The sequence below is a fragment of the Microtetraspora fusca genome, from assembly GCF_001570365.1.
Lineage (GTDB): Bacteria > Actinomycetota > Actinomycetes > Streptosporangiales > Streptosporangiaceae > Microtetraspora > Microtetraspora fusca.
Map to the genome: position 1 here is coordinate 22,852 of NZ_BBYK01000078.1, position 25,457 is coordinate 48,308.

Sequence of the window (25,457 nt, forward strand, 5' to 3'; positions counted from 1 at the left end):
GTCAGCACGTCACCGTGGCCGCCGTGGGCAGCGCGCCGTCGGTGAAATAGCGGTTGATGTGGGCGCGGGCGCAGGCGTTGACGCCGTAGAGCGTGTGGCCGGGGCCCTCGTGGCGGACGGTGACACTGCCCGGCACCTGCGCGAGCACCCGCTGGACGGCGTCCGACTCGCCCCAGGCGCCCGCGCCGAGCATCGGCGGCAGCCCCTTCGGCAGCGGGGCGGGCGGGTTGGTGACCGGCACCGGCCAGCCGACGCAGCCGAGGCTCCCGGTCGCCAGGGTGTTGGCGGCTCCGGCGTCCGGGGCGACCTTGCGCAGCCGGGCGACCAGCGACTCCAGTTCGGCGCGGCCGGAGGGACGGGGCCAGTCGAGGCATTCGGTGACGCCGGTCGACTGGTCGGGATAACGAAGGCCGCGTTCGGGGACGAAACCGGAGGCGTCACCGGCGACTGCCGCGCGGATGTCGCGCGCCAGCTTCGGCCACGCCTCGGCGCCCTGCTTGGCTGATCACATGGCGGCGAAGAGCTCGGGGTCCTTGGCGCGGCAGGCCTCGGCGTACCCGCGGTTGGCGTCGGCGAGCCGCCCGAATTCCGCGTCGTCCTCGGGGAACCTCGGCAGTGGGAGCCGGGTCCAGGTGCACGGCAGGCCGGTGCCGAGGCCGCCGAACTGCTCGCCGTACCCCCGGGTGTCCCACGTGACGATGTCCATGCGCTCGCGGAGCCCGGACCACCAGTCGAGGGACTGGGTGAGCGCGATCCGCGCCCGGCCCGCCGTACGCCACCAGGACGATGCCTTCGGAGCGGCCGGTGGCCTTGAGCCGGCCCAGTTTCAGCGTGATCGTGCGGCCGTCGGCCTTTCCCCGGTCGACCGGAACCTCGAGGTCGGCGCATTCCATCCCGACCTTGTCGCCGGGGCAGGGCTTCCAATCGAGCGGATCGGCGGCCTGCGGGGTGTGCGCGCCCGAACCCAGCAAGGTCAGGGCCACGGCGATTGATTTCAGCATGCCGATCACGATCGCGGAACCGGCGCCCCGGCCGCGTCGGACCGGGGGCTGGTTCGGGGGCAGGCGGATCAGACCGGGGGATGTCATCCCGCCGCGCCACGACGGCGCCCGTCAGCCGCCGGTTCGCGGGCGAAAGCTCACCCCTGTCACTCATCGGATCGGTGCCGCTCCGGGAGAAGCTCGGCCGGGACGCCGACCGCGACGAGGAACGCGGACGCCGCGGGCGTGAGGCTGAACCGGCTCCACACAAGGTGCTCGACCCGGGACGGCGCGTCGGACACCGGGACGGTGACCACGCCGGTGAGGTGAGGCGTGTAGGTGGACGCCAGCATGGCGATGCCGAGCCCCCGCCGGACGAGCCGGGCCATGAAATCCGCGGCGGTCACCTCGAAGGCGACCTCGCGGCCGAGGCCCGCGGCCGCGAAGGCCTGGTCGGACTGGATCCGCCCCGCCGTACCGGCCGGGAAGTCCACGAACACCTCGGACGAGAGCCGGTGGAGATCGACATGCGGCTCCCCCGCGAGCGGATGCCCCGGCGCGACCACGGCGACGAGCCGGTCACGGGCGAGTACGTGGGAGCGGACGCCCTGCGGGCGAGCCGTGGCCGGCAGGCCGAGGAAAGCGACGTCGACGGCTCCCTCCTTGACCTGTTCGACGAGGTCCTCGCTGGCGCCCACGCGCAAACCGACGCGCACGTTCGGGTACTTCCGGCGAAAGTCGTCCAATACGGCCGGGATGTCGACCGCGGCGACGGTGGGGATCACCCCCACGCTGAGCCGTCCGCGCACCTCCCCGACAGCGGCGGCGACCTCGGCCACGGCGCGCTCCGCGGCGTCCAGGCATTGGCGGGCGGCGGGGAGGAACGCCTCACCGGCCGGCGTCAGCCGCACCATGCGGCTGGTGCGGTCGAAGAGCCGCGCGCCGAGTTCACGTTCCAGACGCGCGATCTGGTGGCTGAGGGCGGACTGGACGACCAGGCACCGCTCGGCGGCGCGGGTGAAGCTGTTCGTCTCGGCCACCGCGAGGACGTAGCGGATCTGCTGGAGCTCCATGGATCTATCGTGTATCACGATAGATGATGTGAAAAACATGTGTTGGACTCATTGATGCCGCGAGCCCCAGACTCGTCGTGTGAGAAACACGGCGACACACACCATCTCGACTGGAACCACCGCAGGCCGCCCGTACGGGAACCTGGCCGGTACGGCGGCGACGGCGCTCGCGCCCGTGGTCTGGGGCACGACCTACATCATCACCACCGAGTTCCTTCCCCCGGGGCATCCGCTGTTCGCCGGGCTGCTGCGGTCGTTGCCCGCGGGCCTGATCGCGCTCGCGATCACGCGGACGTTCCCGCGCGGGACGTGGTGGTGGAAGGCCGCGGCGCTCGGTGTGCTGAACATCGGCCTGTTCTTCCCGTTCCTGTTCACGGCCGCGGAGCGTCTGCCGGGCGGCGTCGCCGCCACGCTGGGGGCGGCTCAGCCGATCATCGTCGCCGCCCTGGCCGTGATGGTCCTCCATGAGCGTCCGTCCCCGCGCCGCTTCGTCTGGGGTGCGGTCGGCGTCGTGGGCGTCGGCCTGGTGGTGATCGGCCCCGCCGCGGCCTTCGACGCGGTCGGGATCGGGGCCGGCCTCGCCGGAGCGGTGGTGATGGCGTTGGGCGTGACGCTCACCAAGCGCTGGGGACGGCCCGCCGGAGTCGGCCCCACGGCGTTCGCCGGATGGCAACTCACCTCCGGCGGCCTGTTCCTGGTGCCCGTCACGTTCCTCGTCGAAGGGCCGCCGCCCGCGATCGACGGCACCGCCGCCATCGGCTACCTCTGGCTGGGGCTGGTCGGCGGCCTGCTCGCCTACGTCCTGTGGTTCCGCGGCGTGACCGCGTTGCCCGTCACGTCGGTCGCGGTCCTCGGCCTGATCTCCCCGATGGTCGCCGCGCTTCTCGGCGCCCTCCTGCTCGGCCAGACGCTCGGCCCGATCCAGCTTCTCGGGTTCGCGCTGTCGCTCGCCTCGATCGTCGCGGGACAGCTTCCCCCGCGCACGCCCAGGCGCCGCCGCCCCGATGTCCTCGCGGCGTCCGAGCACCACGCCGCTGCATGACACTGTAAAAGCGCCAACGCCGTCCCCCGCTCCCCTTCATGTCCCCTCACTTCGCCGCCTTCGCGAGGTCAGGGGCGAGGAGCGACCGGGGCGGCGCTTCGGCCTTCTCCCGCCCGCCGAGCCGCTCGTGCAGGCGCCGGGCCGTACGGACGAATCCGCTCGTCCCCTTACGCGCGGCGATCTCGGCGACCTCCGGGAGCGTGCCGCGGGCGTCCGCCCGGCGGGCCGCCTCGACGGCGAAGGTGAGCGCCTGGGTGTGGGCGGAGTGCGCGCGCTCGCCCGGCCCCGGCAGGTAGACGGGCAGCAGGCCGGTCATGATCTCCCAGACCTCCCGATGGGCGCCCTTCCTCGCGCAGGCGTCCAGCGACGAGGTCACCTGGCTCAGCTTGACCGAGGCCCGCCGGAGGAGGAGGCCGAGTTGCCTGCCGCACTCCACCGCGGGCAGGCAGCCGGCGACGATCGCGCGCAGCAGCAGCTCCTGACCGCGCTCAGGCGTGTGGTACCAGCCGTGCTCCGTCAACAGGGAGGCGACCAGCAGCGCCAGCCCGTCACCCACTGGTCCGTCCTGGTGGAACAGCTCGGTCACGTGCTGCTGGAAGGAGAAGGGCCGCTCCCACAGGTGGAGCAGGTGGGGCACGAGGTACATGGCCACCGCTTCCCGGTTGGAGGGCAGGATGAGCCGCCAGTACGCCATGGCGACGCTGTCGTTCCGGCGCCAGGAGGGCGGATCGGCCAGGAGCGCGTCGACCAGTTCCATCCCCGTCGGCTCCAGCAGGATGCGGGGACGCAGCGTGGGACCGGGCTCTCCCGGCTCCCGGTCGTGGGTGTAGTCGCCGTCGGCGTGGGCCCAGTCGACGCGCGTCACGGGCTCGGGCCGTTCCTTCAGCCAGCGGGCCAGCGTGGCGCCCGCCTCCGAGGTCAGCCTCCCGGCGCGCTCCACAACGTCGGCATCCACCTCCCTCGGCAGGCGGAGCAGCGCCTGCTGCAGGTCGGAGGGCAGCGCCCGGACGCTCGCCCGTTCGTAGCCCTCCAGGCGGGCGACCAGCACCGCGGGGTCGATGTGCCCCGAGGTGAGGGTCGGGGTGGCCAGCAGGTACGGCGGGAGCTCCCCGGCTATCAGGGCGGCATGGATCTCGGCGCAGCGCAGGAGCACGGCCCACTGCGGCACGGAGAGGGTGTGCGCGCCGGGCAACCGGTCTCGCGACGTGGCCGGCGCGCGCTTCAGCCGGCGCCCGTGCTCCCTCGACCCGGGTGAGGTGCCGAGTCTCTCCCCTTCGGCCGGTTCCTCGCCGTTCTGGAGGGCGCCGGGTCCGACTTCGACCAGGTCGAAGGTGATGAAACTCCGCACCGGATCGACCAGGCCGTCGAGGTCGACCTCGACGTCACCGGCGGAGGTGCGCAGGTCGATGCCGCCGACGTAGGCGGGCGGGGTCACGGGCTCGGAGACGGGCGGCTCCTGGCCGGGGTCGGCGGCTTCGCGCAGCAGCGCCTCGGCCCAGTGCTCCGGCCGCGACCAGTGGCGCCGCCTGTACAGCTCGTCCCGGCCGGCCCGTGCGCGCTTGCCGCGTGGCGCCTTCCTGGCCGCCGGGTTGCGCACGAAGCCGTCGAGCCAGCGCTCGAACGCGACGCCGCTGTCGAGCTGGGCGTACGTGCCGGCCAGGTCGTCGCGGGCGGGCGGGAACGGCTTGCGGGCGGGCGCCTTGAACGACGGAAGCGGAACGGCCTGGAAGTCGTCGTCTTCCACCGGCGGGGAGTCCATCTCGCCGTACGCCTCGGCCAGCCGCGCCACCAGGTCCGCGGGCAGCACGGTCGCCGCCTCGCGAACGGCCTCGGCGCCGATCGGCGAGAAGCGTCCGGCGTGCTTGACGGCCAGCCGTACCGCCCGCTCCTGCACCTCGTACGACTCGCACAGGAAGGCGGACGCGAGCGCGGGCGCCAGATGGTCGAGGTCGTCGCCGGCGTCGCGGGCCGCCTGGTCGAGCCAGGTCAGCCCGGCGCGGACCAGCTTGCCCTCGGCGCGGCACAGCAGCGCCTCCACCGCCTCGTTGACCTCGTCGCCGCTCAGGCCGCCGGCGCGGCGCAGTTGTTTCAGGGCCAGCTCGGCCACCGGACCCGGTGCGGCGGGCAGCAGCCGCAGGTAGTCGCGGGAACGCTCCTGGCTGGGAGCGGGGTCGAGCAGGTCGTGCAGCCGGACGAAGAAGCGCAGGTCGGCGGCGTTGCCGCCGCCGAGCAGGAACCGCCGGACGCAGCCGTCGACCAGCAGGTCGCGGCTGACCCGGCCGGTGCCGACCAGGTCACGGAGCGAGCGCAGCCAGGAGCGCCGGTCCCGGGCCCATTCGGGCGCTCCGAGCCGCTCGTCGCGCAGCGCCCGGCCCACGCCCTCGGCCTCGAAGATCCGGTGGACCAGGTGCTCGGTCAGCGGATCGCGCTCCAGGTCGGGCGGGTTGGACACCCAGGCGACCACGAGCGGGTCGTGGTCGGGCGGGACCGCTCCGGTACGGCGCAGCAGTTCCAGCGCCAGCGCCGCGCTGTCGTCCCTCGCCTGTGCCCGGGTGCCGCGCAGGCGCAGGGCCAGCCGTACGGCGAGGTCGGCCTGCCACTCCGCCGGACGTGCCGCGATGACCCTGAGCAGCGGGCCGAGCTCGGTCTCCGTTTCCCAACGGGTGAAGTCCCGCCGGTACAGCCAGGTCGCGACGGCCGCCGCGCCGCCGAGCGTGCCCGCTCCGGCGACCCGCATCGGCTCGATCCAGGTGTCGCGCTCGCTCCAGTCCACCCAGAACTCCTGGTGACGGCGGCGCGCGATCGTCGTCCACCACTCCCCGTGCGCGTCCTCGCTGGAGGCGCCCCGGGCCATCGCGGTGCGGACGAACTCCTTCATGGCCCGCTCCTCGGCCTGGGACGCCTCGGCCTGGCGGCGCTCGTGGCGCTCATGGGCTTCCTGCCTGGCGACGCCGATGTGGCCGGGCAGCTCGCGGGCCACCTCGCGCCGTCCCGCGTCGTCGAGACCGAGCACCTCGGCCGCCGTCCGCACGGCGTCGCCGGTGGCGATGACCTTGCGCACCCTCTCCCAGGCGGTCACGCGGTCACCGCCTGTGCCGTGAAGAGACGCGGGTGGACGCGGGAGCCCGGCAGCACGCGGCCGCCATACGGGGACGGCCAGAGGAGGGCGCCGGCAAAAGATATAGGGGAACAGACGTCGAAGCACGCCTGCGTCGCAGTCGTCATGCCGCAGAGGCTAGAGATCACCTCCGACAAAACCCCCGCGAACGTGGGCCGCAGCGCTGCGACGCCCCAAAGCGTTGCCGGCCGGAGGCCGGCGGCTGGACGGAACCAGCCGCCGGCCCCTGTGCGCCGTTACGGGTTGACGGTGATGACGAAGTTCGTCAGGTTCCTTATGTTCGTGTGGTTGTCGGCCAGTTTGAGGTTGTTGAAGGTGGCGGATCCCACGGCCGGACCCTGGCCGGGCTCCGGCATCTCGTTCGCCCAGATGCCGAAGCCGGACTTGGCGTCGTAGGCGTCGCCGCTCTTGTGAGCCCCGGAGATCGAGACGTTGGTGAACACCGTGTCGGTCACCGGGTTGAGCGGCTGTCCTCCCACATAGGCGGTCTGGAACATGATCCCGCTGTACGTCGGATCGACGATGTCCACGTCGGTCACCCGGATCGCCTGGAACTTCTTCGACGCGGAGAAGACCCAGATCCCCGGGAACGTCTGCGCGCCCCAGAAGTGGCCGCCCGACCGGACCACCGAGATGTTCTCGAACTTGGTCTGCCCCGGGCCGAAGTCCCGCATCGGGATGCCGAAGTCGAGCGAGCTGATCGTGATGCCGGAGTAGACGAGCGTGTCGGCGATGTAGACGTTGCGGACGGTGTTGTTCTGTCCCCCGTACACCGCGATGCCTGCCGCCCGCCAGGTCAGGATCGACGTGAGGTTCTCCAGGACGTTGCCCTGCTGGTCGGCGTTGACCGTGTCGACGGCCGCGAACAGCGCGAAGCTGTCATCGCCGGTGGCGCGGGCCTCGACGTTGCTGACGAGGTTGTCCGAGCTGCCGTTGGTGAAGTTGCCGCCGTCGGCGAACGTGTCGCGTATCCGGGAGTTCTTGATCGTGATGTGGTCCACGTTCGCGCCCCAGTACATGCACACCTGGTGCTCCACCCAGATGTTGTCGATGGTGATTCCGGAGACGCGCGACATGTCGAAGACCTTGCCGGGACCGTCGATGCGAGAGGTGTAGTTGCCGAAGTAGGCGAAGTTCGCGAACGTCGAGCCGTTCGTCGACGCCTGGGTCGACCACCCGACGTCGGTGTTCTCCTGGTTCGCCGGGGAGACGAACCTCGTGTACCAGGGTCCCGCGCCGATCACCTTGACCGGCTTGCCGTACACCTGGAACTTGCCCGTGGTCTGGTAGGTGCCGGCGGGCAGGTAGACGCCGACCAGGTTGGTGTCCTGGCGCGCCCGGTCCAGGGCGTTCTGCACGTCCTGCTGCGTGAAGCCGGTCGGCACCGCGTAACGCGCCGGATCCGGGTTGTCGACCGGCGAGACCTGCTCCAGGCTGACGAAGTCGATCGCGTACGTCGAGGTGTTCGCCGGGTCCTTCTGCAGCCTGATCTTGCTCCCCTTCGGGATGGTCGTGTCGAGCATGATGTTGGCCTCGTCGTAGATGTGCCGCGGCGATCCGGCTCCGGGCGAGTTGCCCGGGCTCGCCTCGTCGCCGTACAGCCAGGCGTACTTCGAGGTCAGGTCGATGGCCTTGCGGAAGGTGCCGTCGACGTAGATGTTCAGCGTCGCGTTGGTCCCGCCGCCGCCCGGCGCGTCGGGGATGGAGAAGCGGGTGACCAGCGTGTTCGTGGGAGCCTTGGTGGTCCACTCCACGTAGGCGCCGGTCTGGTTCAGCTGCACCGCTCGTCGCCCCGACGCCTCGCCGGCGAGCGTGCCGACGTCCCTGCTCGGGCCGACGACCTGGGCGCCGCCGCCGACCACGCCGTCCTCCGCCTCGTACATGTCGTACGGCATGTTCGCGCCGCGGCCGACGAACAGCGGCTGCGTCGTGGTGTTGTTCGCCTGCTTGACCGGCGACTCGTTCGCGTCGTTCGCGATGACCGTCTTGACGGTGTACTTGCCGTTGGCCGCGGTCCACGTGCCCAGGGAGACCGGGGCGGTGGTGGCGCCGGCCGCGATCACGCCGTTGTAGGAGCCGGTGAGCGTCTTCACGACCGTGCCGCCGTCGTTGACGACGGTCAGCGTGACGCCGTGCGCGCCGGAGGCGGACGCGACCGTGCCCTGGTTCTTGATCGCCACGGAGAACGCGACCGAGCTGCCGTTCGCCGGGTTGCCCGGCGTCCAGGCCACCGGCGAGGCGATCAGGTCGGAGGAGTCCACCGGCTTGACCACGAGCGAGGTCGGGTGGGTGTAGGTGTTGTTCGTCTCGTTCTGCTCGATGACGGTCCCGGACTCGTCCACCTTGGCGCCGACGGCGTAGGTGCCCGCGTCCCGGGTGCCGATGTTCGCCGACACGGTGGCCGACGCGCCGGCGGCGAGCGCCCCGACGTCGGCCGTGCCGACCTTGGCGCCACCGAGGTAGAAGCCGACGTCGGTCGCGCCCGACGGCGCCGTGCCGATGTTCTTGACCACGGCCGACATCGTGACGGCGTCGGTCTCCACCGGAGCCGAGGGCGACCAGGACATGGAGGTGACGGTCAGGTCCGGGTTCGGCGCGGGGACGCCGATGACCTGGAACTCGGCGACCTGTCCCGCCGACGCTCCGCTGTTGGCGGTGAACGTCAGGCGGACGTCGGCCACCCTGGCGCTGACCGGGATCGTCACCGTGTTCCCCGAGGCGGGATTGAAGGTGTACGTCGCGGCCGGCACCAGACCGGTGAACCCGGAGGCGCTCTGCTCCCGGCCGAGCACCTGGATGGTCTGGGTGCGGGTGCTCCACGCGCTGGACGGGTCGAGTTTCAGCACCACGGAGGTGATGTCGGCGTTCGCGCCGAGCTGGACGGTCAGCGTGTTCGGGTAGGAGCCGCCCGCGCCCTCCCAGTACGTCTGCACGTTGTTGTCGTTGGCGTTGGCGGCCACGAACGTGAAGACGGACGAGGACGCGGTGATGGGCTTGCCCACGGCCATGTTCGAGCCGCCGCCGCTGCCGTTGCGGGTGACGGTGTTGCTGGCCGGAGACTGGTTGCCGGCCGCGTCCTTGGCCTTGACGTAGTAGGAGACGGTGGCCGTCACCGGCTGATTATCGGTATAACTCAGGACATTTCCGGCGACGCTATCCCGAAGGATGTTGTTGGCGTAGATGTCGTAGCCCGTGACGCCGACGTTGTCGGTGGAGGCGCTCCACGTGAGTTTGATCTGGCCGGAGGTCGGTTCGGTGTAGGCCAGGTTGCCCGGCGCGGTCGGCGCCTCGGTGTCGCCCCCGGACCCCTTGCGGGTGACCGTGTTGCTGGCCGGAGACTGGTTGCCGGCCGCGTCCCTCGCCTTGACGTAGTAGGAGACCGTCTCACTCCCGGGCCGACTATCCGTGTACGTCGTGATATTTCCGGCCACGCTGGTCAGCAGCTCGTTGTTGGCGTAGATGTCGTAGCCCGTGACGCCGACGTTGTCGGTGGAGGCGCTCCACGTGAGTTTGATCTGGCCGGTCGCCGGTTCGGTGTAGGCCAGGTTGCCCGGCGCGGTCGGCGGTTCCGTGTCGCCCGTGCCCGGGCCGTACACCTCGAACTCCGACAGCTGGCCGGCGGGCCAGCCGGTGTTGGCCGTGATGTTCAGCCGGATGTACCGCGTCGTCGTGGCGTTGAAGGTGATCGTCGCGGTCGGGTTGAACGTCTGCGCGGCGGAGGCCGCGACGGTGGTGAACGTCGTGCCGTTGGTGCTGCCCTGCACGGACAGCGTCTGCGTCCTGCTCTCCCAGCTCGACGGCAGCTTGAGGATCAGCTTGTTCACGCTGACCGCCGCCCCCAGGTCGACCTGGATCCACTGAGGGAAGGCGTTGTTCGCGCTCTCCCAGTACGTGGCCTGGTCGCCGTCGCCCGCGTTGCCCGCGACGTAGCCGTTGGCGGTGCTGCTCGAGGTCAGCGTCTTGCCCAGCGCGAGGTTTCCGGTGGACGAGGTCGTGCCGTAGACCTCCAGTTCGGACAGCTGGCCGGCGGGCCAGCCGGTGTTGGCCATCACGTGGATCCGGACGAAACGCGCGTTCGTGGCGGGAAAGTTGATCGTCACGGCGTTGCCGTTGGCCGGTCCGAAGGCGTACCCGGCCGAGGACACCATGGTGGCGAAGGTGTTCCCGTCGGCGCTGCCCTCCACGGAGAGCGTCTGGGTCCTGGGCTCCCAGCTCGCCGGCAGCTTGAGCACCACCTGGTCGATGGTCGTGGAACTGCCCAGATCGACCCGGGCCCATTGTGGAAAGGCGTTGTTCGCGCTCTCCCAGTAGGTGGCCTGGTTGCCGTCGTTGATGTTGCCGACGCCGTAGCCGTTGGTGGAGCTGCTGGCCGAGACCGCTTTGCCGGCGGCCAGGTTGGGGCCGCCGGCCGCGGAGGCGGGTAACGCGGGCCACCCGAGGACGGCCAGGGCGGTGGCGAGTATCGCCGCGATCACACGTAAGAGGGGAGGCTTGCGCTTCATGGGGGGTACCTCTCGTCGACCTCGGACGTGACAGAGCTGCGCCGTTGAACAGGGGGGCCTCACGAAGGGGAATCCGGCGCCGCTGCCCGAAACATAAGATGACGAACAGAAATCCGCAATGTTCCAACTTCATTTCGCAAAAACTCGACTGGTGAACGGAATCACCAGAACGGAATGCGATGCTGGTCGCAAAGGGTGCGCCTATCCACGAGTACCGAGATATGACACGCAACGCTTGCGGCAATTCTTACGCAAACGCTTGCGTCAATTTGCGTACGGCGGCGCGCGGTTTGCGTAAGCCAGGCGGGTGAGATCGTCGCGGAGCGACGTGCCAGCGACTCCGTCGGCTGCCGGTTGACAACGGGACGGCCCACCCGACCACGGCCGCGCCCGCCGCCCACATCGCACTCCGGACGCCGAACGCGCGGCGGCGCACCTTCGGCAGGACTTTCGCCAGAGTGGCGCTTCAGTCAAGTGGGGCTGAATGTGATGCCGACGAAGGATCCGGGGCCGGCGACGACCGGAGTGGGAGCCGCCAGGGCGGGCCGACATCTCCACGGCGATCCTCGCTCCGGAGACGTACCACCTGCTGGTCCACGAGCGCGGGTGGAGCGCGGACGACCGGCGGGAGTGGGCCGCCGACGTGCCCGGCAACTCCTGCCCGACGGACCTCTCCCCCATAGATTTTGACTGTGGTGGCACTCTAGTGAAGTCGCCGGCCCGCGCGCTCACCTGTCCCGATCCGAGAGCCGACCCGCCCGGAGGTCCGCGCGGACGGCGACGTGTCAGTACGCGTGGTCGGCCGTGACGTCGGCCGACAGCCGCAGTGCCTGTTCGGCGGTGGCGCCGCGCAGGGAGAGCAGGGTCAGGGTCAGCGCGTCGACCACGGCGAGGTGGGCCAGGCGGCTCGCGACGGTTTCGAGCCCGAAGACGAGGTCCTGCCCGCCGGCGACAAGTGTGACGGTGCTGGTCTCGCTCAGGGGAGAGCGGGCGTAGCTGGTGAGAGCGATGACGCTCGCACCTCCCTGGCGGGCGCGGCGGGCGGCGTCCACCGTGCTGCGGGTCGCGCCGGTGTGGCTGACGGCCAGACAGGCGGCGGACGCCGGGAGCTGGCCGGCGGCCAACTGGGCGGTGATCGGGTCAAGCGGGGCGTCCACGACGGAGCCCAGGGCCCGCAGGCGATACGCGGCGTCCGCGACCACGGCGCCGGACAGCCCGGCTCCGACGACGAGAACGCGTGTCGCCGCGTGCAGTGTCTGCGCCGCCTCACGCAGGCGGTCCACGGGGAGGGTGGCGGCCAGCCCGTCGAGGGCGTCCCGCGCGGCGCGCACCGTGTCGGCGAGCGCACGGGACGCGGGGTCCCGATCACGGGAAGGACGGGGAGGCGGAGCCTCGCGGGCTGCGGCGATCTTCACCTCCTGGAACCCTCGAAAGCCGAGGCGCTGGCAGGCGCGTACGACGGATGACGGCGCGGTGCGGGCGAGCGCGGCGACGTCGCTGACGCTGAGATGCACCAGGTCCGCGCCCTTGTCGAGGATGACCTGCGCGACGCGGGCCTCGGTGTCGCGCAGCTCGGACAGGTGTGCGCGCACATGGGCCGCGAGGGCTACGGAACGTTCTTCCATAGAGTTAGAGTACTTTGGAAATCTGTTCCGCGATTGGGGGCGTTCCATGCCTGGCGTCGTGCCGTCGTCGGAGGGCGCGCGTACCGTAACCGCCGTGGTGCTGGCGGCGGCGATGCTGCACGCCGTGTGGAACGCGCTGGCACACGGTATGAAGGACAAGCTGGTCGCGTTCACCCTGATCAACCTCGCCTACACCGGGTGCGCCGCCGTGATGGTCTGCCTCACGCCGGTGCCGAACGCCGCGGCGTGGCCGTTCATCGCCGCCTCGGCCGTGCTGCAGGTCGGGTACCAGGTCCTGCTGCTGCGGTCGTACCAGCTCGGCGACTTCGGGCAGATGTACCCGGTGGCGCGCGGCGCGTCGCCCCTGCTGGTCGCCGTGCTGTCCGTGACCGTGCTCGATCGGTCCCTACCGCCCGAGGACGTCGTCGGGGTGGTGGTGATCTCGTGTGGGCTGGCCGGACTGGCGCTCGCGGACGGCATACCCGGCCGGGCCCAACTGCCGGCGCTGGCCGCCGCGCTCGGCACCGGAGCGATGATCGCCCTCTACACGGTCGTCGACGGCACCGGCGTTCGGCAGTCGGAAACGGTCGCCGGGTACATCGCCCGGATGTTCCTCTGCCAGGGACCGATACTGCCGTTGATCGCCTGGATGCGGCGGGGCCGCTCCCTCATCGACCAGGTGCGCCCCGTGTACGGGCGCGGGCTGGCGGGAGGGGTGCTCTCCCTGCTGGCGTACGGGCTGGTCGTGTGGGCGCAGTCCCGCGGCGACCTGGCCACCGTCGCGGCCCTGCGCGAGACGAGCATCGTCGTCGCCGCCCTGATCGGCACGCTGATCTTCCGCGAACGCTTCGGTGTCCTCCGGGTCACCGCCGCCGTCACCGTCCTGGCCGGCATCGCCGTACTGGAGCTGGCCCACGGGTGAGGCGGAACGTCGCGCCTTCGGCGTCACCCGAAGTCGCGGCGACTCTACTGCCAGGTCGCGGTGTCGGGGTCGATGCCGTGGGCGCGCGCGCCGGCGTCGATGATTCGACGGAACCACGTGGCAAGGCCGGCGCGGATGCCGTCGTAGTGGGCGGCGAATGCCGGATCGGCCTCGAACCTGCGGCCGAGACAGACCTGCATCTGCCTGGTGAGGGGAAAGTACGAAGCAAAAACTTCGCGGTGCCGCTCGACGAGTTGATTCGCTTCTGGGCTCCCAGGTGTGACGCCGGCGTCCATCGCATCCCCGAGGGCGCGGTCGAGGCCGGCGATGGCGTCGGCGATGGCCTGCCATTCCTCCGGACCGCGAGAGGCTGAGCGTTCGGCGTACTGCAGCCATTGCGTCGTGTCTCCGTAGCGCTGACGGGCTTGGGCGGGCCAGTCCGGGTTCCACTGGGGGCCGAAGATCGCGGCCTGCTGCTCGACGGTCAGCAGCAGGCCGCGCTCGTGGGCGTCGATCATCCGATCCAGTCCGGCGCTGAGCTGCTGGAGGCGGTCGATCCGTTCAGCGACCTGGGCGCGCTGCACGCGCAATGCGCCGGGCACGTCTGCGGTCGAGTCGTCCAAGATGGCCTGAATCCTGTCCAGGCCGAGACCGATCTCACGGTAGACGGCGATGCGGTGGAGGCGTTCCAGATCACCGGCGGTGTAGAGCCGGTATCCGGCAGCCGTGCGCAGCGACGGTCGCGCCAGACCGATCTCATCCCAGTGGTGCAGCGCGCGGACTGTCACGCCCAGACGCGTCGAGACCTGACCGACGGTCAGGCCATCGGCGTCAGTGGCATCAGGCATGCTCCTCATTGTCGCCGGGACCGACCCCCGGTGGAGTGATCCCGATGGCTTCAAGGTTCCGGGCCTCCTGACTCGCCGGATCAAAGGGCTTCGCCGCAGTGAAAACGATCCGTGCGTTCTCGGGGGTGATCACCTCCACATCGCGGGTGTTCCACGGAGTATCCCGTGGACCGTCGACCGAGTTCGGGCGCAACGCACGACAGGCCTCGACAAGGGAATCGACCTGGCTGAGCACGCACGCGAAACTGAAGCTCATCGCTGGTGCCTGCTCCGGAACGCTCGGCGCCAGGAGGAGAAGTACGTCCTGGAACGCCCACCGGCGCAGATGCACAAGCCTGCCGGGGATGCTGAACAGCTCGAAGAACCCGAGCCCACGAATCCAGAAGTCCATCGACGCCGCCAAATCGCTCGTGGGGATCGTCACGAACGCGGGCATTCCATAGATGCCACGGAACGGCTCCGGCGGAACCGCGTCCGGGCCGGGAGCGGGCACGGGACTCATCTCAAACGCGTTGTAGTAGTCGCTCATGCACCCCACCCTCCAGCCTCACGCTACGTGAGGGTCAAGCCGGGTCCGCGAATCTCGCCCTACCCCAACGATGCGACCAACCTTGGACTTGAGCGTCCAGTCGTCGCCCTCGGCCGCCAGCTCGATGCCGATGCCCGCCGCGATCGGCTCGTGCATCTCCCGCAGGTTGCCCCTGAGAAAGCCCGTCACGCGGACTCCGGCTGCGCGCCTTCCGGCCAGACCACGATCAGACCGTGATCCGGGCCCCAGTTGATCAATAACACGACAAGAGCTGCCTAAGAACGGAATGGCGGTGTTTGTCGTCTCACGGCGCCGGAGATCCACACGATGCGGAAATAGCCCCATCGGGGGCTATCCGGGGCATTCTCCGGCATGGATGGCGGAGATGCTCGAGCGTCTAGAGGAATCGATTCCTTTTCGGAGGAGAATCGCCATGTCCAAGTTCAAGAGTCTCGTCGGGCTGCTCTCCGTGGGCGCCGCGTTGACCGGTGGGGCAGTCGCGCTGGGTGCCGCTACCACCGTCACTGCGGCGAGCGCCGCCATCGTCCAGGCCGGCGGCTACATCCCCCCGCCGGCCCCGAAGCCGGTCACGGTGGTGAAGCCGGTCACGGTGTCGAAGCCGGTCACGGTGTCGAGGCCGGTCAGCGTCACCTGCTGGCGCCCCAGCTCCAGCCACAACCGCAACTGGAACCGCAACCACAACCGCAACCACCAGCAGCAGCGCGACGAGCAGCGCCAGCACCAGCGTCAGCGCCAGTTCGTGATCAACAACATCCGGGTCAGCCAGCCGGAGGTGCGGCGGGAGCGTGAGGTCAGGGATGACCGGGGCTTCGACGTCCCGTTCAACGGGCTCATCGGGGACACAGTGCTGAGATAGTCGGTCTCACTCAATTAAAAATCGGTGGCATGCGCCGTTGCCGCACTCAAAGCCGGTAGGAGGAACGGCGGAGGGACGCGTATCGATCCGCAGGACCTGAACGTCCACGAATCGGTTCGGCTCTTGCCATCCAGTGGAGGACCGCGAACGAAGCTGCCGGCTCATATGGGAGCCGGCCGGCTGATCTACAGCAGAGCGCCCCGCCACCCTTCGTCAGGGTGGCGGGGCGCTCGACTGTGTGCGAGGCCCTACCGCTGGGGCCGGCCGGGCTGTGGTGCGCACCGGCAGGATCCCACTCGACGAACTCCAGGCGCGCCTCTTCGTGGCGGTCCAGCGTTGCGGCGAACGCCCGCTTTCCGCACAGAGAGGCCGGACGGACCCGTCGGTCTGGACGGTGACGACGTGGCCGGTCAGCCCTCCACCGAGCGGACGCCCTCGTCCGCGCCTCCCGGGATCTCCTCCTGGCCGAAGGTGATCACCATGTACCTGCCGTTGGCGTAGCTGACCACCGGCCGGCCGAGCATGTCCCCCACCCTGCGGGCGACCGTCTGGAACACCCCCACCAACTCCGGGGTGTCGGCGCTCACCCTGAACCGACCGCTGGCGGCGAGGTGCTCGGCGACCAAGGTAGTGAAGCCCGCCACGGCTCGGGCCCTCTCGTCCGCGGCGAGCGGGGTGCGCCGAAGGGCGACCTGCGTGTCGAGAGGGTGCGCCATCACTGATCTCCTCGTGATCGTCGGCTCTCCAGGATGCCATCGGAGACGCGCCACATGAGCGACAACCGGAGCAAATACCGCTTATTGGGATGAGGTGGCGACGAGCCGGAACGGAACGCGGCCAGGATCGGTAATATCCTATACGATATGGTGTCGCATGCATTATATTGATCGCGTGTCCACTACCGACTCGACCGCAGGAGCGGCACAGGCGCCCACAGCCGCGCGGGCATCGCGGGAGACGGTCGTCACCGTCACCGGCGAGGTCCCCGCGAACTCCCTCGGCGCGGTCCTCTCCCACGAGCACCTCCTGAGCGATTTCGCCATGCCCGGCGACACCCCCGAATCCTGGGCGGCGGTCGGCCGCACCCGCCCCGCCACCGCGAGCCGGCAGTGGCTCTACCGCGCGCCGCTCACCATGGAGCTGCTGGGCGAGATCGCCATGGGCTCGCCGAACAGGGACGACTGGCTGCTCGGCGACGAGCAGCTCGCGGTGAACGAGGCCGCCGCGTTCGCGGCCGCCGGCGGGAGCACGCTGGTGGACGTCACGACCGTCGGTCTCGGCCGCGATCCGGCCGGCCTGCGCCGGATCTCCGAGGCGACCGGGCTCACCGTCGTCATGGGCGCGGGCTGGTACCACCCGGCGTGGGTCGGCGGACTCGCCGGACGCGACGTCGGAAGCCTCACCGACGAGATCGTCCGGGACCTCACCGACGGCGTCGACGGGGTGCGGGCGGGCATCATCGGCGAGCTCGCGGCGCTCGATCCGGACGAGCCCGCCGAGCGCGCCGTCCTCGTCGCGGCGGCTCGGGCGTCGGCGGCCACGGGCGCCGCGATCTCGCTCGCCCGTTCCGGCGACCCCGCTGCCCAGCAGCGGGTCCTCGACCTGCTCGCCGAGGAGGGCGCGGACCTCGCGCGGGTCGCCGTCGGGCACTGCGACGCCCTCTCTCCCCACCCGGACGAGCTGGAACCGCTCCTGCGGCGCGGCGTGTTCGTGCAGTTCGACCAGCTCGGCCGGCTGCCGTCGGTGCTGAGCGTGTCCGACGACCAGGACGTCGCCGCGGCCGTGATCGAGCTCGCCCGCCGCGGCCACGCCGGCCGGATCCTGCTGTCGCAGGACGTCTCGGCCAAGTCGCGGCTCCTCGCCTACGGCGGTGGCGGCTACGGCTTCCTCCTCCAGCAGTTCGTCCCGTACCTGAGGATGCTGGGGGCGGACGACGCCCTCATCGAGGCCGTCACCGTGCGGAACCCTCAGCGACTCCTCGGCGTCCCGACCACGAAGGCAGACTCGTGAGCCGCCACCCCTTCGAGATCCCGAACATCGCCGGCAAGGCGCTCACCGTCGCGGGTCCGGTCGATCCGGCGACTCTCGGGGAGACGCTCATGCACGAGCACGTCTTCGTCGACCTGCGGCGGCCGCCGCGCTTCCACCGTCCGGGCGAGGACTCCCCCGAGGCCGCCGAGCCGCTCACCCTCGCCAACCTCGCCCGCGTACGCCACGGGGCCCCGAACGCCGACAACGACGTGATGGGCGACTTCGACGAGATGCTCGCGGAGGTGCTCGCCTTCGCCCACTGCGGAGGACGAACGCTGGTCGAGGTCTCCCCCATCGGCCTGGGGCGGGACCCCGAGTCGCTGCTGCGGCTCTCCCACGCGAGCGGTCTCAACGTCGTCATGGGCGGTGGCTGGTACACCCCGACCTTCCACCCGGCGGACATGGACGAGCGCACCGTCGACGAGCTCACCGACGTCATCGTGCGCGACATCGTGATCGGGGCGGACGGCACCGGCGTCCGTTCGGGCGTCATCGGCGAGGTCGGGGCGGAGTCGGCGCCGCTGACCGGCAACGAGCTGAAGAGCGTGCGGGCGAGCGGCCGCGCGAGCAGGATCACGGGCGCTCCCATCACCTTCCACGTCGGCGGCGTCGGCGAGGAGAAGTTCCGGGTGCTGGACATCCTGGAGGAGGAGGGCGTCGCGCCGTCGAACGTCGTCTTCGGCCACGGCATGGACGTCCTCGCGGACCCCGCGTTCGGCGACCGTCTCCTCGCGCGCGGCGTCTTCGTCGAGTTCGACTTCATGGCCTCGCCCGGCAGCCCGTGGGGCCACCTCGTCCTGGCCAGCGACCACAAGGTGATCCGCGGCATCGCGGACCTGGTCGAACGGGGCTACGCGCGCCAGATCGTGCTCGGCCACGACGTGTGCCAGAAGATCCAGCTCAAAAAGTACGGCGGCAAGGGCTACGACTACATCCCGCGGTACTTCCTGCCCGCCCTGCGCCGCCTCGGCGTGAGCGAGGACGCCATCCACCTGATCATGGTCGAGAACCCGGCGCGCGCGCTCACCTTCGCGGAACCGCGGTGATCCGGACCCTCCGTCCGCCCTGCTCCGATCACTCCATGAGGGGAGAACCATGCCCGTCGTCCCAGTCCCCTTCGACCCGGCCCTGAACGCGGTGCTCGACCGGATGCCGCGGATGGAGGGGCCCGCGCCGTCCCTCGAGACCATCCCGCTGATCCGTGAAGCGGGCGGGGCCGTCCCCACGCTTACGGTCGCCGAGGCCATCGGCGCGCGGGAGATCGACGCCGAGGAGCGGAGGATCCCCGGACCCGACGGCGCTCCGGACCTCGAGATCACCGTGCTGCGTCCGCGCGGCCTGACGGCTCCGGTCCCGGGGCTCTACAACATCCACGGCGGCGGCATGATCAGCGGCCACCGCGACCAGGACGCCCCGCGCCTCGTCGCCCTCGTCGAGGAGCTCGGCGTCGTCGCCGTCAACGTCGAATATCGCCTCGCCCCGGAGAACCCCGACCCCGCCCCGGTCGAGGACTGCTACGCCGGGCTGGCGTGGATGTCGGAGAACGCCGCCGAGCTCGGTGTCGATTCCCGGCGGGTCGTCGTCATGGGCGGCAGCGCCGGAGGCGGCCTCTCGGCCGGGGTCGCCCTGCTGGCCCGCGACCGCGGGGGACCGCGTCTCGCTGGGCAGATGCTGCTGTGCCCGATGCTCGACGACGGCAACACGACGGTGTCGAGCCGCCAGTACGACGGCCTCGGCACCTGGCAGCGCGCGCTGAACCTGGTCGCGTGGCGGGCGTTGCTCGGCGAGAAGGCGGGCGACCCCGCCGCCGACGTGTCGATCTACGCCGCGCCCGCGCGGGCGACCGACCTGTCCGGCCTGCCGCCCGCGTTCGTCGAGGCGGGCAGCGCCGAGCTGTTCCGCGACGAGGACGTGGCGTACGCGTCCCGCATCTGGGCCGCGGGCGGACAGGCGGAGCTGCACATCTGGAACGGCGCCTTCCACGGCTTCGACATCTTCGCCCCCGATCACGAGGTGACCCGGGCCGCCGTCGCGACGCGGCTGTCGTGGCTGTGCCGCGTGCTCGACCTCTGAACAGCGGCACCCGAAGGAGCCCCCGGGTCTGAGCCGCTGATCCCCGAATCGGAGCGTCGCGCGGCGGAGAGGTGCCTCCCGTGCCTCTCCCGAGATCGCCGTCCCCGTGCAGGGGGAACGGCTCGCCCCGCGGCCGGGCTGAAAATCGACCGCCACGCCGCCATTCCGGCATTCCTGAATTCGTCCGGCGGCGGGGCCGGACCCCGGATCCGGAATTCACGCACCCCGCCGTTTTCCTGTTTCCGCTCGACGACGTACATGCCGAGGCCCGCCGGTCCCGTGCCGGTCAGGCCGAGGCCGTGCCCCGCCGAGCTCCGCCGTCGTCGCCGTTCAGGCGGAGCGGACGGGCTTCCTCGGCGCCCGGCGGGCGAAGACGGGGGCGCGCTCGGGGCGGACGCCCACCCCGATGACGTACGCGGGCACGGCCGACAGAGCCGGCACGGCGGTGAGCAGGGCCACGAGCGGCTTGGGCGGAGCGAGGCGCCTGCCGGCGAGGACCGGCTCCATCATGCCCCTGTGCAGGAGCCTCTGCAGGCCCTGGGTCACCGCGGTGGGCAGGAGGCGCCTGCGGCGCACCGCGTCCAGGTCGCGCCCGGTGACGCGGTGCCGCCTGAGCGGGGCGGCGAGCAGCCGGGCGGCGGCCACGGCGTCCTGGACGGCCAGGTTGATGCCGACCCCGCCGATCGGGGACATGGCGTGGGCGGCGTCCCCGATGCACAGCAGCCCGTCGGTGTGCCAGCGCCGCAGCCGGTTCAGCCGCACGTCCAGGTGCTTGACGTCGTCCATCGACTCCAGGGCGCCGATGCCGCCGGCGAGCTCGGGCGCGATCTCTACGATGTCGCGGCGGAACGCCTCGAGACCGCGTGCGCGCAGTGCCGCGTCGCCGCCTTTGCGGCCGAGGTAGGCGATCTGCAGGTAGCCCTCGCGGGGGATCACGGCGATGGCCTTGCCGTGGCCGAAGCGCGGAGTCAGGGCCGGAGGGACCGTTCCCTGGACCGGGACCCGGAACCACCAGACGTCGATGCCGACCGGGAACTCCCGCACCGGCAGCCCGGAGTCGCGGCGGGCGAGCGACCAGCGGCCGTCGCAGGCCACGGTGAGGTCGGCGCGCAGCTCGCCGGGGCCGTCCGGGCCGGAGTAGCGGACGCCGGTCACCCTGCCGTTCTCGCGGAGCAGGCCGGTGACCTCGGTGCTCATGCGCAGGGTGAACGCGCGCTCCTCCTGTCCGGCCTGGGCCAGCAGGTTGAGCAGGTCCCATTGCGGGACCATGGCGACGTAGGGGTGCGCGACGCGCAGGCGGCTGAAGTCGCCCAGCGGCAGCCGGCGGCCGCCCGGCAGCTCGAACGCCAGCCGCTCCACCCGGCTGTGCGGCAGCGCGGCGAAGCGCTCGCCCAGGCCGAGCTCGTCCAGCAGGGCGAGGGTGGTCGGGTGAACGGTGTCGCCGCGGAAGTCGCGCAGGAAGTCGGCGTGCTTCTCCAGGACGGTGACCTCCACTCCGGCCCGGGCCAGTAACAGGCCCAGCACCATCCCGGCGGGCCCTCCGCCGATGATCACACACGTCGTGGTCTCGCTCATCGAAGCTCCTCTCGATGCGGTAGGGGATGTCCGTCCGCCCCGGCCGGTGGCTCGGGAAGGGCGACGGCACGCAGGAACGTCTCGGCGAACACCTCGCAGGCCTCCTCAACGCTGGGCAGGACCACGTCCGGAACGCGCTCGCCGATCGGGCGCAGCAGGAAGTGGAACACCAGCGGGCCGGCCATCTGGTGGATGAGCAGCAGGAGCGGCAGGTCGCGGACGCGGCCCGCGGCCACTTCGGCGGCCAGCCACCGCCCGAGCCCGCCGAGCAGGCGCGGCGCGAAGTGCTGGGCCAGGATGCCCGCGCCCTCGTCGTGCGGCCTGGCCAGGGCCTGGGCGAGAACGGCCGGCAGCACCCGGGGCGGGCGGGTGAGCCCGTCGACCAGCAGGCGGTAGACCCGGCGGACCGTCTCGGCCAGGTCGGCCGGCGGCCCGGACAGCGTCTCCTCAAGGTCCAGGATCGGGCTGTAGCGCTCGAAGACCGCGCGCAGCAGTTCGTCCCGGCCGCCGAAGGTCGCATACAGGCTGTGCACCGAGCACTGGGCGGCGGCGGCGACCGCCTCCAGGGTGGCCGCGGCGAGGCCCTGCTCGCCGATCAGGTGCGCCGCGGCCTCGACGGCGCGGTCGCGCACCGGCCGCTGCCCGCCGGGGTCCACCCCGGCGGCGCGCACCGCCTCGTCCAGCGCCTGGCGGGTGCCCCCCAGGCGGCGCAGCAGCGTGCTGCGCGAGATCCCGGCCTCCTGGGCGATCGCGAGTATCGGCACGTCGGCCACGTCCCTGCGCAGCCTGGCTGCGGCGTGGAGCGCGGCCCGGACCAACTCGGAGGGGACCTCCGCACGCTCGGCGTCCTGCCGACGATCGAATTCATCTCTCGGTGACATAGCTATAAGCGTACGCCTTAATCGAGTTTCATCAAGAGATGAATTATTTGAGCCATGTGCGGACACGCGGGTAGGAGCGCCCTATCCGACGACCGGCCGTCGCGCCGGCCGAGGTCACGAAGGCGGGGCAACACCTCCGCGCGCAGCCGGGGCGATGTTCTCCAGGACCCGGTCGCGACAGCCCGCGCCCTCCACCATGAGGATCGGACACCGCAGCGGCGGTGGCCCGGGTCGTCCCGTCGGCGAGGCGAACGGGGTCAGTGGTCGTCCCAGTGCCCGTTGTGCCCGGCATGGCGGTGACCGTCATGGACGTAGTCCACGTGGTCGCCGTGCGGGACGGCCACGTGTCCGCACCCCGGCCCATGCTGGTGGTCGTGATCGCCGTGCGGCACGTGGCCGGACGGCTCGCACTCGTCGACGTGGCCCTCGTGCACCCGGTGCATGCAGCCGTCGTGGACGTAGTCCACGTGGTCACCGTGCGGGACGGCGACATGCCCGCAATCGGCTCCGTGGACATGGTCGTGATTCCGATGCTGACGGTGCTCGGCAGATGTGGTCACTGGTCTCCACCCCACTGCTGGTCATGGCGGTGCTCCCGCCGCCGGTCAGCGACCTCGTACCCGTGAGTCGTTCACGGGCAACGCCGTTTCTCCTCAGAAGCACACAGAAGCGGTAAAAACCGACAAATCACGGCGACCGGGTCACCCAGTACAGGTCCGCGCGCCCCCCGAATGGGCGACCCGGTGCGCCGCCGTCTCACCGAGACGTGATGAGCCCCCGCCGGTACGCGCGGACGAGGCGGCGTGGGACCAGCAGCTCCTGCCCGTTCACGGTGATCGGGACGAGGCCGGGCACGGTCGCCTTCCACTGGCTGCGGCGATGCCGCGTGTTGCTGCGCGAGGTCCTGCGCTTGGGCACGGCCACGGCTACCAGCTCGCCTTTGTGACGCCGGGGAGCTCGCCCCGGTGGGCCATCTCGCGGAAGCGGACGCGAGACAGCCCGAACCTGGTCAGATGGCCGCGCGGACGGCCGTCGACGGAATCGCGGTTGCGGACGCGGGTCGCACTGGCGTCGCGCGGCTGCCGGTTCAGCTCCCGCACGGCGTCCGCCCGCTCCTCGGGCGTACCGGTGCGGACGAGTTCCTTCAACCGGGCGCGCCGCTCGGCGTAGCGGGCCACGACGGCCTTGCGCCGCTCGTTGGCGGCGATCTTGCTCTTCTTGGCCATCAGATCCTCTCTCCTCGGGCGCGGATCAGTGCGACGGCCTTCTCGATGCCGATCCGGTCGACCGTCTTGATCGCCCGCGCGCTGAGCGTCAGCCGGACGAAGCGGCCCTCGCTCGGCACCCAGTAGCGGCGCCGCTGGATGTTGGGGTTCCACCTCCGGCGGGTGCGCCGGTGGGAGTGGGAGACGTTGTTGCCGAAGACCGGCATGACACCGGTGAGCTGACAGTGGGCGGACATCAGCCCCTCCCGTAGCGCTGGTTGAACCGCTCGACACGGCCGGCCGTGTCGAGGACTCGGCTGCGGCCGGTGTAGAAGGGGTGGCTCGCGGAGGACACGTCGACGTCGACCACCGGGTAGGTGTTGCCGTCGGTCCACTCGATGGTCTTGTCGCTGGTGATCGTGGAACGGGTGAGGAACGCGACGTGCGCACCCGGATCCCGGAAGACGACGGGGTGATAGTCGGGGTGGATGCCCTTCTTCATCGTTCCTCCCGGAACTCCACGTGGCGGCGGATGGTCGGGTCGTACTTGCGGAGCGTGAGCCTGCCCGGGTCGTTGCGCCGGTTCTTCGTGGTCACGTACGTGTAGCCGGTCCCGGCGGTCGAGCGGATCTTGATCACCGGGCGGAGTTCGTTTCTGGCCAAGTCGGGTCCTTTCTGATCGCCAGACTGTGCAATGATAACGATAACCGTTTTTATTCCTGCAACTGGAGGACCCGTGTCCACCCCCGTCGTCCTCGTCGCCGGCCTGCACTCCTCGGCCCGCACGGCGACCGTCGACCGACTGTTGAGCGAGCACCCCGGATCCGTCGCGATCCACCACGACCTGCACGCGGTCACCGCCGACCGCGTCCAGCGGGTCGTCCGCGACGCGACGGAGGTGCTCGACCTGACCGAGGTGCGGCTCGCGCACGGCTGCGTCACCTGCACCGTCCGCGAGGACCTCCTCCCCCAGCTCGTACGGCTGGCGGACGCGGCCTCGCTGCTGATCGTCGACCTGTGGGACTCGGTCGAACCACGGTCCGTGGCCGAGGCGATCGACTGCGACGAGGCCGCGGACATCCTGCGCCTGACCTCGGTGCTCACCGCGCTGGACGCCGAACGCATGCCAGTCGACATCACCCTCGGCGACCGGCTGTCCGAGATCGGCAAGCAGGCGGCCAGAGGCGACCGGCGCTACCTGGCCGAGGTGCTCGCCCGGCAGATCGAGTACGCCACGGGGCTGGTGCTGCACGGCGGCGACGAGGAGGACGGCGACCTCTCCCGGGCGGTGCTCGCCCACCTCGCCCCGGTCACGCCGGTGCACGAGATCACCGCGCTGCCCCGCCCCACGGGCGCCGCCCTGTGCACCGCCGTACTGGCCGAACGCGTCGATCCGGCCACCGCCCAGCTCCCCTGCGACGCCCAGGACGACGAGATCACCACGGTGGTGTGGCACGACGTGCGCCCGCTGCACCCCGCCCGGCTGTTCGACGCCGTGGACGAGCTGGTCACCTCATCGGTCCGCTCGCGCGGCCGCTTCTGGCTGGCGACCCGGCACGACCGGCTGCTCGCCTGGGACGCCGTCGCGGGGGTCGTCTCGGTGGAGGACGCCGGCCCCTGGCTGGCCGCGCTGCCCGCGGCCGCCTGGGAGACGGCCTCCCCCGCCCGCCGCGTGGCCGCCACCCTGGACTGGCACCCGGTCAGCGGCGACCGCGTCCAGCACCTGGTCTTCACCGGCCCGGACCTCGACCGCGAGCGCATCCACGAGCTGCTCGGCTCCTGCCTGCTCACCCGCGACGAGGAGCGGGCCGGCCCCGCCGCCTGGACCCGCTACGACGACCCATTCGCCCCCATCCTCAACCTGAAGGAGATCGCGTGAAGCCCCGCCGTACCCCGCGTAAGAAGAGCAACCCGCTGCACGGTGTCGGTTACATCGACTACAAGGACACCGACCTGCTGCGGAAGTTCGTCTCCGACCGCGGCAAGATCCGCAGCCGCCGCGTCACCGGCGTCACCGTCCAGCAGCAACGACAGCTCGCCCGCGCGATCAAGAACGCCCGTGAGATGGCGCTGCTCCCCTACGTCTCCCGGACCCGCGGGTGACCCCGCTTCCCGTGCCGGCGCCGCCCGGGTTCCCCGCCGTCCCCTGACGGCGGCCCGCTCGTGCGTGCCGGCC

At 71.1% G+C, this 25,457-nt stretch carries 28 protein-coding genes; 9 read left to right on the top strand and 19 right to left on the bottom strand.

Translation table 11 applies throughout. The features are described from left to right. Window position 1 precedes the first annotated feature (1 nt). On the bottom strand, window positions 2–472 hold the full coding sequence (locus AWQ68_RS46020; protein ID WP_084464795.1) for an alpha/beta hydrolase: 471 nt from the start codon (window positions 470–472) through the stop codon (window positions 2–4). Between the two features lie 33 nt (window positions 473–505). Further along, window positions 506–706: a hypothetical protein gene (locus AWQ68_RS36140; RefSeq protein ID WP_066949909.1), complete on the bottom strand. Its 201-nt coding sequence runs from the start codon at window positions 704–706 to the stop codon at window positions 506–508. A gap of 37 nt (window positions 707–743) precedes the next feature. Between AWQ68_RS36140 and AWQ68_RS36145 the strand changes: the two genes are divergently transcribed. Then, complete coding sequence (locus AWQ68_RS36145; RefSeq protein WP_157546291.1) at window positions 744–992, top strand: hypothetical protein; 249 nt, start codon at window positions 744–746, stop codon at window positions 990–992. A 155-nt stretch (window positions 993–1,147) separates the two neighbouring features. Here the strand turns inward: AWQ68_RS36145 and AWQ68_RS36150 are convergent, their stop codons facing one another. Continuing rightward, window positions 1,148–2,053: a LysR family transcriptional regulator gene (locus tag AWQ68_RS36150; protein WP_066949916.1), complete on the bottom strand. Its 906-nt coding sequence runs from the start codon at window positions 2,051–2,053 to the stop codon at window positions 1,148–1,150. A gap of 79 nt (window positions 2,054–2,132) precedes the next feature. Between AWQ68_RS36150 and AWQ68_RS36155 the strand changes: the two genes are divergently transcribed. Then, entirely contained in the window at window positions 2,133–3,095 is a 963-nt protein-coding gene (locus AWQ68_RS36155) for an EamA family transporter (protein ID WP_174554184.1), read from the top strand. 46 nt (window positions 3,096–3,141) lie between these two features. Here the strand turns inward: AWQ68_RS36155 and AWQ68_RS36160 are convergent, their stop codons facing one another. From AWQ68_RS36160 to AWQ68_RS36170, 4 genes are all read right to left on the bottom strand, one after another. Next, window positions 3,142–6,174 carry a DUF7824 domain-containing protein gene (locus AWQ68_RS36160; RefSeq protein ID WP_066949919.1) on the bottom strand — a complete coding sequence of 1,011 codons (3,033 nt, stop codon included), beginning with the start codon at window positions 6,172–6,174 and terminating at the stop codon, window positions 3,142–3,144. Next, window positions 6,171–6,320, bottom strand: a complete 150-nt coding sequence (locus AWQ68_RS43150; protein WP_157546294.1) for a hypothetical protein — start codon at window positions 6,318–6,320, stop codon at window positions 6,171–6,173. Before AWQ68_RS43150 ends, AWQ68_RS36160 begins: the two co-directional genes overlap by 4 nt. Window positions 6,321–6,449: 129 nt before the next feature. Next, window positions 6,450–10,715 (bottom strand): discoidin domain-containing protein, encoded by a 4,266-nt coding sequence (locus AWQ68_RS36165; RefSeq protein ID WP_066949922.1) that lies wholly within the window; start codon window positions 10,713–10,715, stop codon window positions 6,450–6,452. Window positions 10,716–11,500: 785 nt separating this feature from the next. Continuing rightward, window positions 11,501–12,340, bottom strand: coding sequence for a MurR/RpiR family transcriptional regulator (locus AWQ68_RS36170; protein ID WP_066949925.1), 840 nt, complete (start codon window positions 12,338–12,340; stop codon window positions 11,501–11,503). A 46-nt stretch (window positions 12,341–12,386) separates the two neighbouring features. On the opposite strand from AWQ68_RS36170, the gene AWQ68_RS36175 reads away from it, so the two are divergent. Continuing rightward, complete coding sequence (locus AWQ68_RS36175; RefSeq protein ID WP_066949928.1) at window positions 12,387–13,262, top strand: EamA family transporter; 876 nt, start codon at window positions 12,387–12,389, stop codon at window positions 13,260–13,262. A 44-nt stretch (window positions 13,263–13,306) separates the two neighbouring features. Here the strand turns inward: AWQ68_RS36175 and AWQ68_RS36180 are convergent, their stop codons facing one another. Genes AWQ68_RS36180 through AWQ68_RS43155 form a run of 3 tightly spaced genes read right to left on the bottom strand, consistent with a single transcriptional unit; the run spans window position 13,307 to window position 14,828 of the window. Next, window positions 13,307–14,110, bottom strand: coding sequence for a MerR family transcriptional regulator (locus AWQ68_RS36180; protein WP_157546298.1), 804 nt, complete (start codon window positions 14,108–14,110; stop codon window positions 13,307–13,309). Continuing rightward, entirely contained in the window at window positions 14,103–14,639 is a 537-nt protein-coding gene (locus AWQ68_RS36185; protein ID WP_066949934.1) for a VOC family protein, read from the bottom strand. Before AWQ68_RS36185 ends, AWQ68_RS36180 begins: the two co-directional genes overlap by 8 nt. Window positions 14,640–14,657: 18 nt before the next feature. Beyond that, on the bottom strand, window positions 14,658–14,828 hold the full coding sequence (locus AWQ68_RS43155) for a hypothetical protein (RefSeq protein WP_157546301.1): 171 nt from the start codon (window positions 14,826–14,828) through the stop codon (window positions 14,658–14,660). A 244-nt stretch (window positions 14,829–15,072) separates the two neighbouring features. On the opposite strand from AWQ68_RS43155, the gene AWQ68_RS36190 reads away from it, so the two are divergent. Continuing rightward, on the top strand, window positions 15,073–15,516 hold the full coding sequence (locus AWQ68_RS36190) for a hypothetical protein (RefSeq protein WP_066949937.1): 444 nt from the start codon (window positions 15,073–15,075) through the stop codon (window positions 15,514–15,516). Window positions 15,517–15,926: 410 nt separating this feature from the next. Here the strand turns inward: AWQ68_RS36190 and AWQ68_RS43160 are convergent, their stop codons facing one another. Beyond that, window positions 15,927–16,232, bottom strand: a complete 306-nt coding sequence (locus AWQ68_RS43160) for a hypothetical protein (RefSeq protein WP_066949939.1) — start codon at window positions 16,230–16,232, stop codon at window positions 15,927–15,929. 175 nt (window positions 16,233–16,407) lie between these two features. On the opposite strand from AWQ68_RS43160, the gene AWQ68_RS36200 reads away from it, so the two are divergent. From AWQ68_RS36200 to AWQ68_RS36210, 3 genes are read left to right on the top strand one after another with little or no spacing between them, the layout of a single operon-like run. Beyond that, window positions 16,408–17,526: a phosphotriesterase family protein gene (locus tag AWQ68_RS36200; RefSeq protein ID WP_066949942.1), complete on the top strand. Its 1,119-nt coding sequence runs from the start codon at window positions 16,408–16,410 to the stop codon at window positions 17,524–17,526. Beyond that, window positions 17,523–18,593: a phosphotriesterase family protein gene (locus AWQ68_RS36205; RefSeq protein WP_066949943.1), complete on the top strand. Its 1,071-nt coding sequence runs from the start codon at window positions 17,523–17,525 to the stop codon at window positions 18,591–18,593. The genes AWQ68_RS36200 and AWQ68_RS36205 overlap by 4 nt, the downstream gene beginning before the upstream one ends. Window positions 18,594–18,642: 49 nt before the next feature. Next, on the top strand, window positions 18,643–19,620 hold the full coding sequence (locus AWQ68_RS36210) for an alpha/beta hydrolase (protein ID WP_066949946.1): 978 nt from the start codon (window positions 18,643–18,645) through the stop codon (window positions 19,618–19,620). A 330-nt stretch (window positions 19,621–19,950) separates the two neighbouring features. Here AWQ68_RS36210 and AWQ68_RS36215 read toward each other — a convergent pair whose 3' ends face one another. The 8 genes from AWQ68_RS36215 to rpmG form a co-directional block, all read right to left on the bottom strand. Then, window positions 19,951–21,195, bottom strand: coding sequence for an FAD-dependent oxidoreductase (locus tag AWQ68_RS36215; protein WP_066949949.1), 1,245 nt, complete (start codon window positions 21,193–21,195; stop codon window positions 19,951–19,953). Then, entirely contained in the window at window positions 21,192–22,076 is an 885-nt protein-coding gene (locus tag AWQ68_RS36220; RefSeq protein ID WP_066949952.1) for a TetR/AcrR family transcriptional regulator, read from the bottom strand. The genes AWQ68_RS36215 and AWQ68_RS36220 overlap by 4 nt, the downstream gene beginning before the upstream one ends. Window positions 22,077–22,333: 257 nt before the next feature. Then, window positions 22,334–22,543: a threonine dehydratase gene (locus AWQ68_RS41680; protein WP_245656446.1), complete on the bottom strand. Its 210-nt coding sequence runs from the start codon at window positions 22,541–22,543 to the stop codon at window positions 22,334–22,336. 289 nt (window positions 22,544–22,832) lie between these two features. Next, a complete protein-coding gene (gene rpmF, locus AWQ68_RS36230; RefSeq protein WP_066949959.1) occupies window positions 22,833–23,000 on the bottom strand; it encodes a 50S ribosomal protein L32 in 168 nt (55 codons plus the stop codon). Window positions 23,001–23,002: 2 nt separating this feature from the next. Continuing rightward, entirely contained in the window at window positions 23,003–23,302 is a 300-nt protein-coding gene (gene rpsN / locus AWQ68_RS36235) for a 30S ribosomal protein S14 (protein ID WP_066949962.1), read from the bottom strand. After that, window positions 23,302–23,538 (bottom strand): 50S ribosomal protein L28, encoded by a 237-nt coding sequence (gene rpmB / locus AWQ68_RS36240; RefSeq protein WP_066949965.1) that lies wholly within the window; start codon window positions 23,536–23,538, stop codon window positions 23,302–23,304. Before rpmB ends, rpsN begins: the two co-directional genes overlap by 1 nt. Next, window positions 23,538–23,783, bottom strand: a complete 246-nt coding sequence (locus AWQ68_RS36245) for a type B 50S ribosomal protein L31 (RefSeq protein ID WP_066949968.1) — start codon at window positions 23,781–23,783, stop codon at window positions 23,538–23,540. Before AWQ68_RS36245 ends, rpmB begins: the two co-directional genes overlap by 1 nt. Continuing rightward, window positions 23,780–23,944 (bottom strand): 50S ribosomal protein L33, encoded by a 165-nt coding sequence (gene rpmG / locus AWQ68_RS36250; RefSeq protein WP_066949972.1) that lies wholly within the window; start codon window positions 23,942–23,944, stop codon window positions 23,780–23,782. The genes AWQ68_RS36245 and rpmG overlap by 4 nt, the downstream gene beginning before the upstream one ends. A 73-nt stretch (window positions 23,945–24,017) precedes the next feature. Between rpmG and AWQ68_RS36255 the strand changes: the two genes are divergently transcribed. Continuing rightward, window positions 24,018–25,160 carry a CobW family GTP-binding protein gene (locus tag AWQ68_RS36255; protein WP_245656448.1) on the top strand — a complete coding sequence of 381 codons (1,143 nt, stop codon included), beginning with the start codon at window positions 24,018–24,020 and terminating at the stop codon, window positions 25,158–25,160. Continuing rightward, a complete protein-coding gene (gene rpsR / locus AWQ68_RS36260) occupies window positions 25,157–25,384 on the top strand; it encodes a 30S ribosomal protein S18 (RefSeq protein ID WP_066949978.1) in 228 nt (75 codons plus the stop codon). Before AWQ68_RS36255 ends, rpsR begins: the two co-directional genes overlap by 4 nt. Window positions 25,385–25,457: the final 73 nt, after the last annotated feature.

Excerpts from the sequence above, each read along its gene's own strand:
- AWQ68_RS36175 (WP_066949928.1), top strand. The coding sequence starts at position 12,387 with ATGCCTGGCGTCGTGCCGTCGTCGGAGGGCGCGCGTACCGTAACCGCC.
- AWQ68_RS36185 (WP_066949934.1), bottom strand. The coding sequence starts at position 14,639 with ATGAGCGACTACTACAACGCGTTTGAGATGAGTCCCGTGCCCGCTCCC.
- rpsN (WP_066949962.1), bottom strand. The coding sequence starts at position 23,302 with ATGGCCAAGAAGAGCAAGATCGCCGCCAACGAGCGGCGCAAGGCCGTC.
- AWQ68_RS36165 (WP_066949922.1), bottom strand. The coding sequence starts at position 10,715 with ATGAAGCGCAAGCCTCCCCTCTTACGTGTGATCGCGGCGATACTCGCC.
- AWQ68_RS43160 (WP_066949939.1), bottom strand. The coding sequence starts at position 16,232 with ATGGCGCACCCTCTCGACACGCAGGTCGCCCTTCGGCGCACCCCGCTC.
- AWQ68_RS36220 (WP_066949952.1), bottom strand. The coding sequence starts at position 22,076 with ATGTCACCGAGAGATGAATTCGATCGTCGGCAGGACGCCGAGCGTGCG.
- AWQ68_RS36245 (WP_066949968.1), bottom strand. The coding sequence starts at position 23,783 with ATGAAGAAGGGCATCCACCCCGACTATCACCCCGTCGTCTTCCGGGAT.
- AWQ68_RS36150 (WP_066949916.1), bottom strand. The coding sequence starts at position 2,053 with ATGGAGCTCCAGCAGATCCGCTACGTCCTCGCGGTGGCCGAGACGAAC.
- AWQ68_RS36170 (WP_066949925.1), bottom strand. The coding sequence starts at position 12,340 with ATGGAAGAACGTTCCGTAGCCCTCGCGGCCCATGTGCGCGCACACCTG.
- AWQ68_RS36210 (WP_066949946.1), top strand. The coding sequence starts at position 18,643 with ATGCCCGTCGTCCCAGTCCCCTTCGACCCGGCCCTGAACGCGGTGCTC.
- AWQ68_RS43150 (WP_157546294.1), bottom strand. The coding sequence starts at position 6,320 with ATGACGACTGCGACGCAGGCGTGCTTCGACGTCTGTTCCCCTATATCT.
- AWQ68_RS36180 (WP_157546298.1), bottom strand. The coding sequence starts at position 14,110 with ATGCCTGATGCCACTGACGCCGATGGCCTGACCGTCGGTCAGGTCTCG.
- AWQ68_RS36215 (WP_066949949.1), bottom strand. The coding sequence starts at position 21,195 with ATGAGCGAGACCACGACGTGTGTGATCATCGGCGGAGGGCCCGCCGGG.
- rpmB (WP_066949965.1), bottom strand. The coding sequence starts at position 23,538 with ATGTCCGCCCACTGTCAGCTCACCGGTGTCATGCCGGTCTTCGGCAAC.
- AWQ68_RS36190 (WP_066949937.1), top strand. The coding sequence starts at position 15,073 with ATGTCCAAGTTCAAGAGTCTCGTCGGGCTGCTCTCCGTGGGCGCCGCG.
- AWQ68_RS36140 (WP_066949909.1), bottom strand. The coding sequence starts at position 706 with ATGGACATCGTCACGTGGGACACCCGGGGGTACGGCGAGCAGTTCGGC.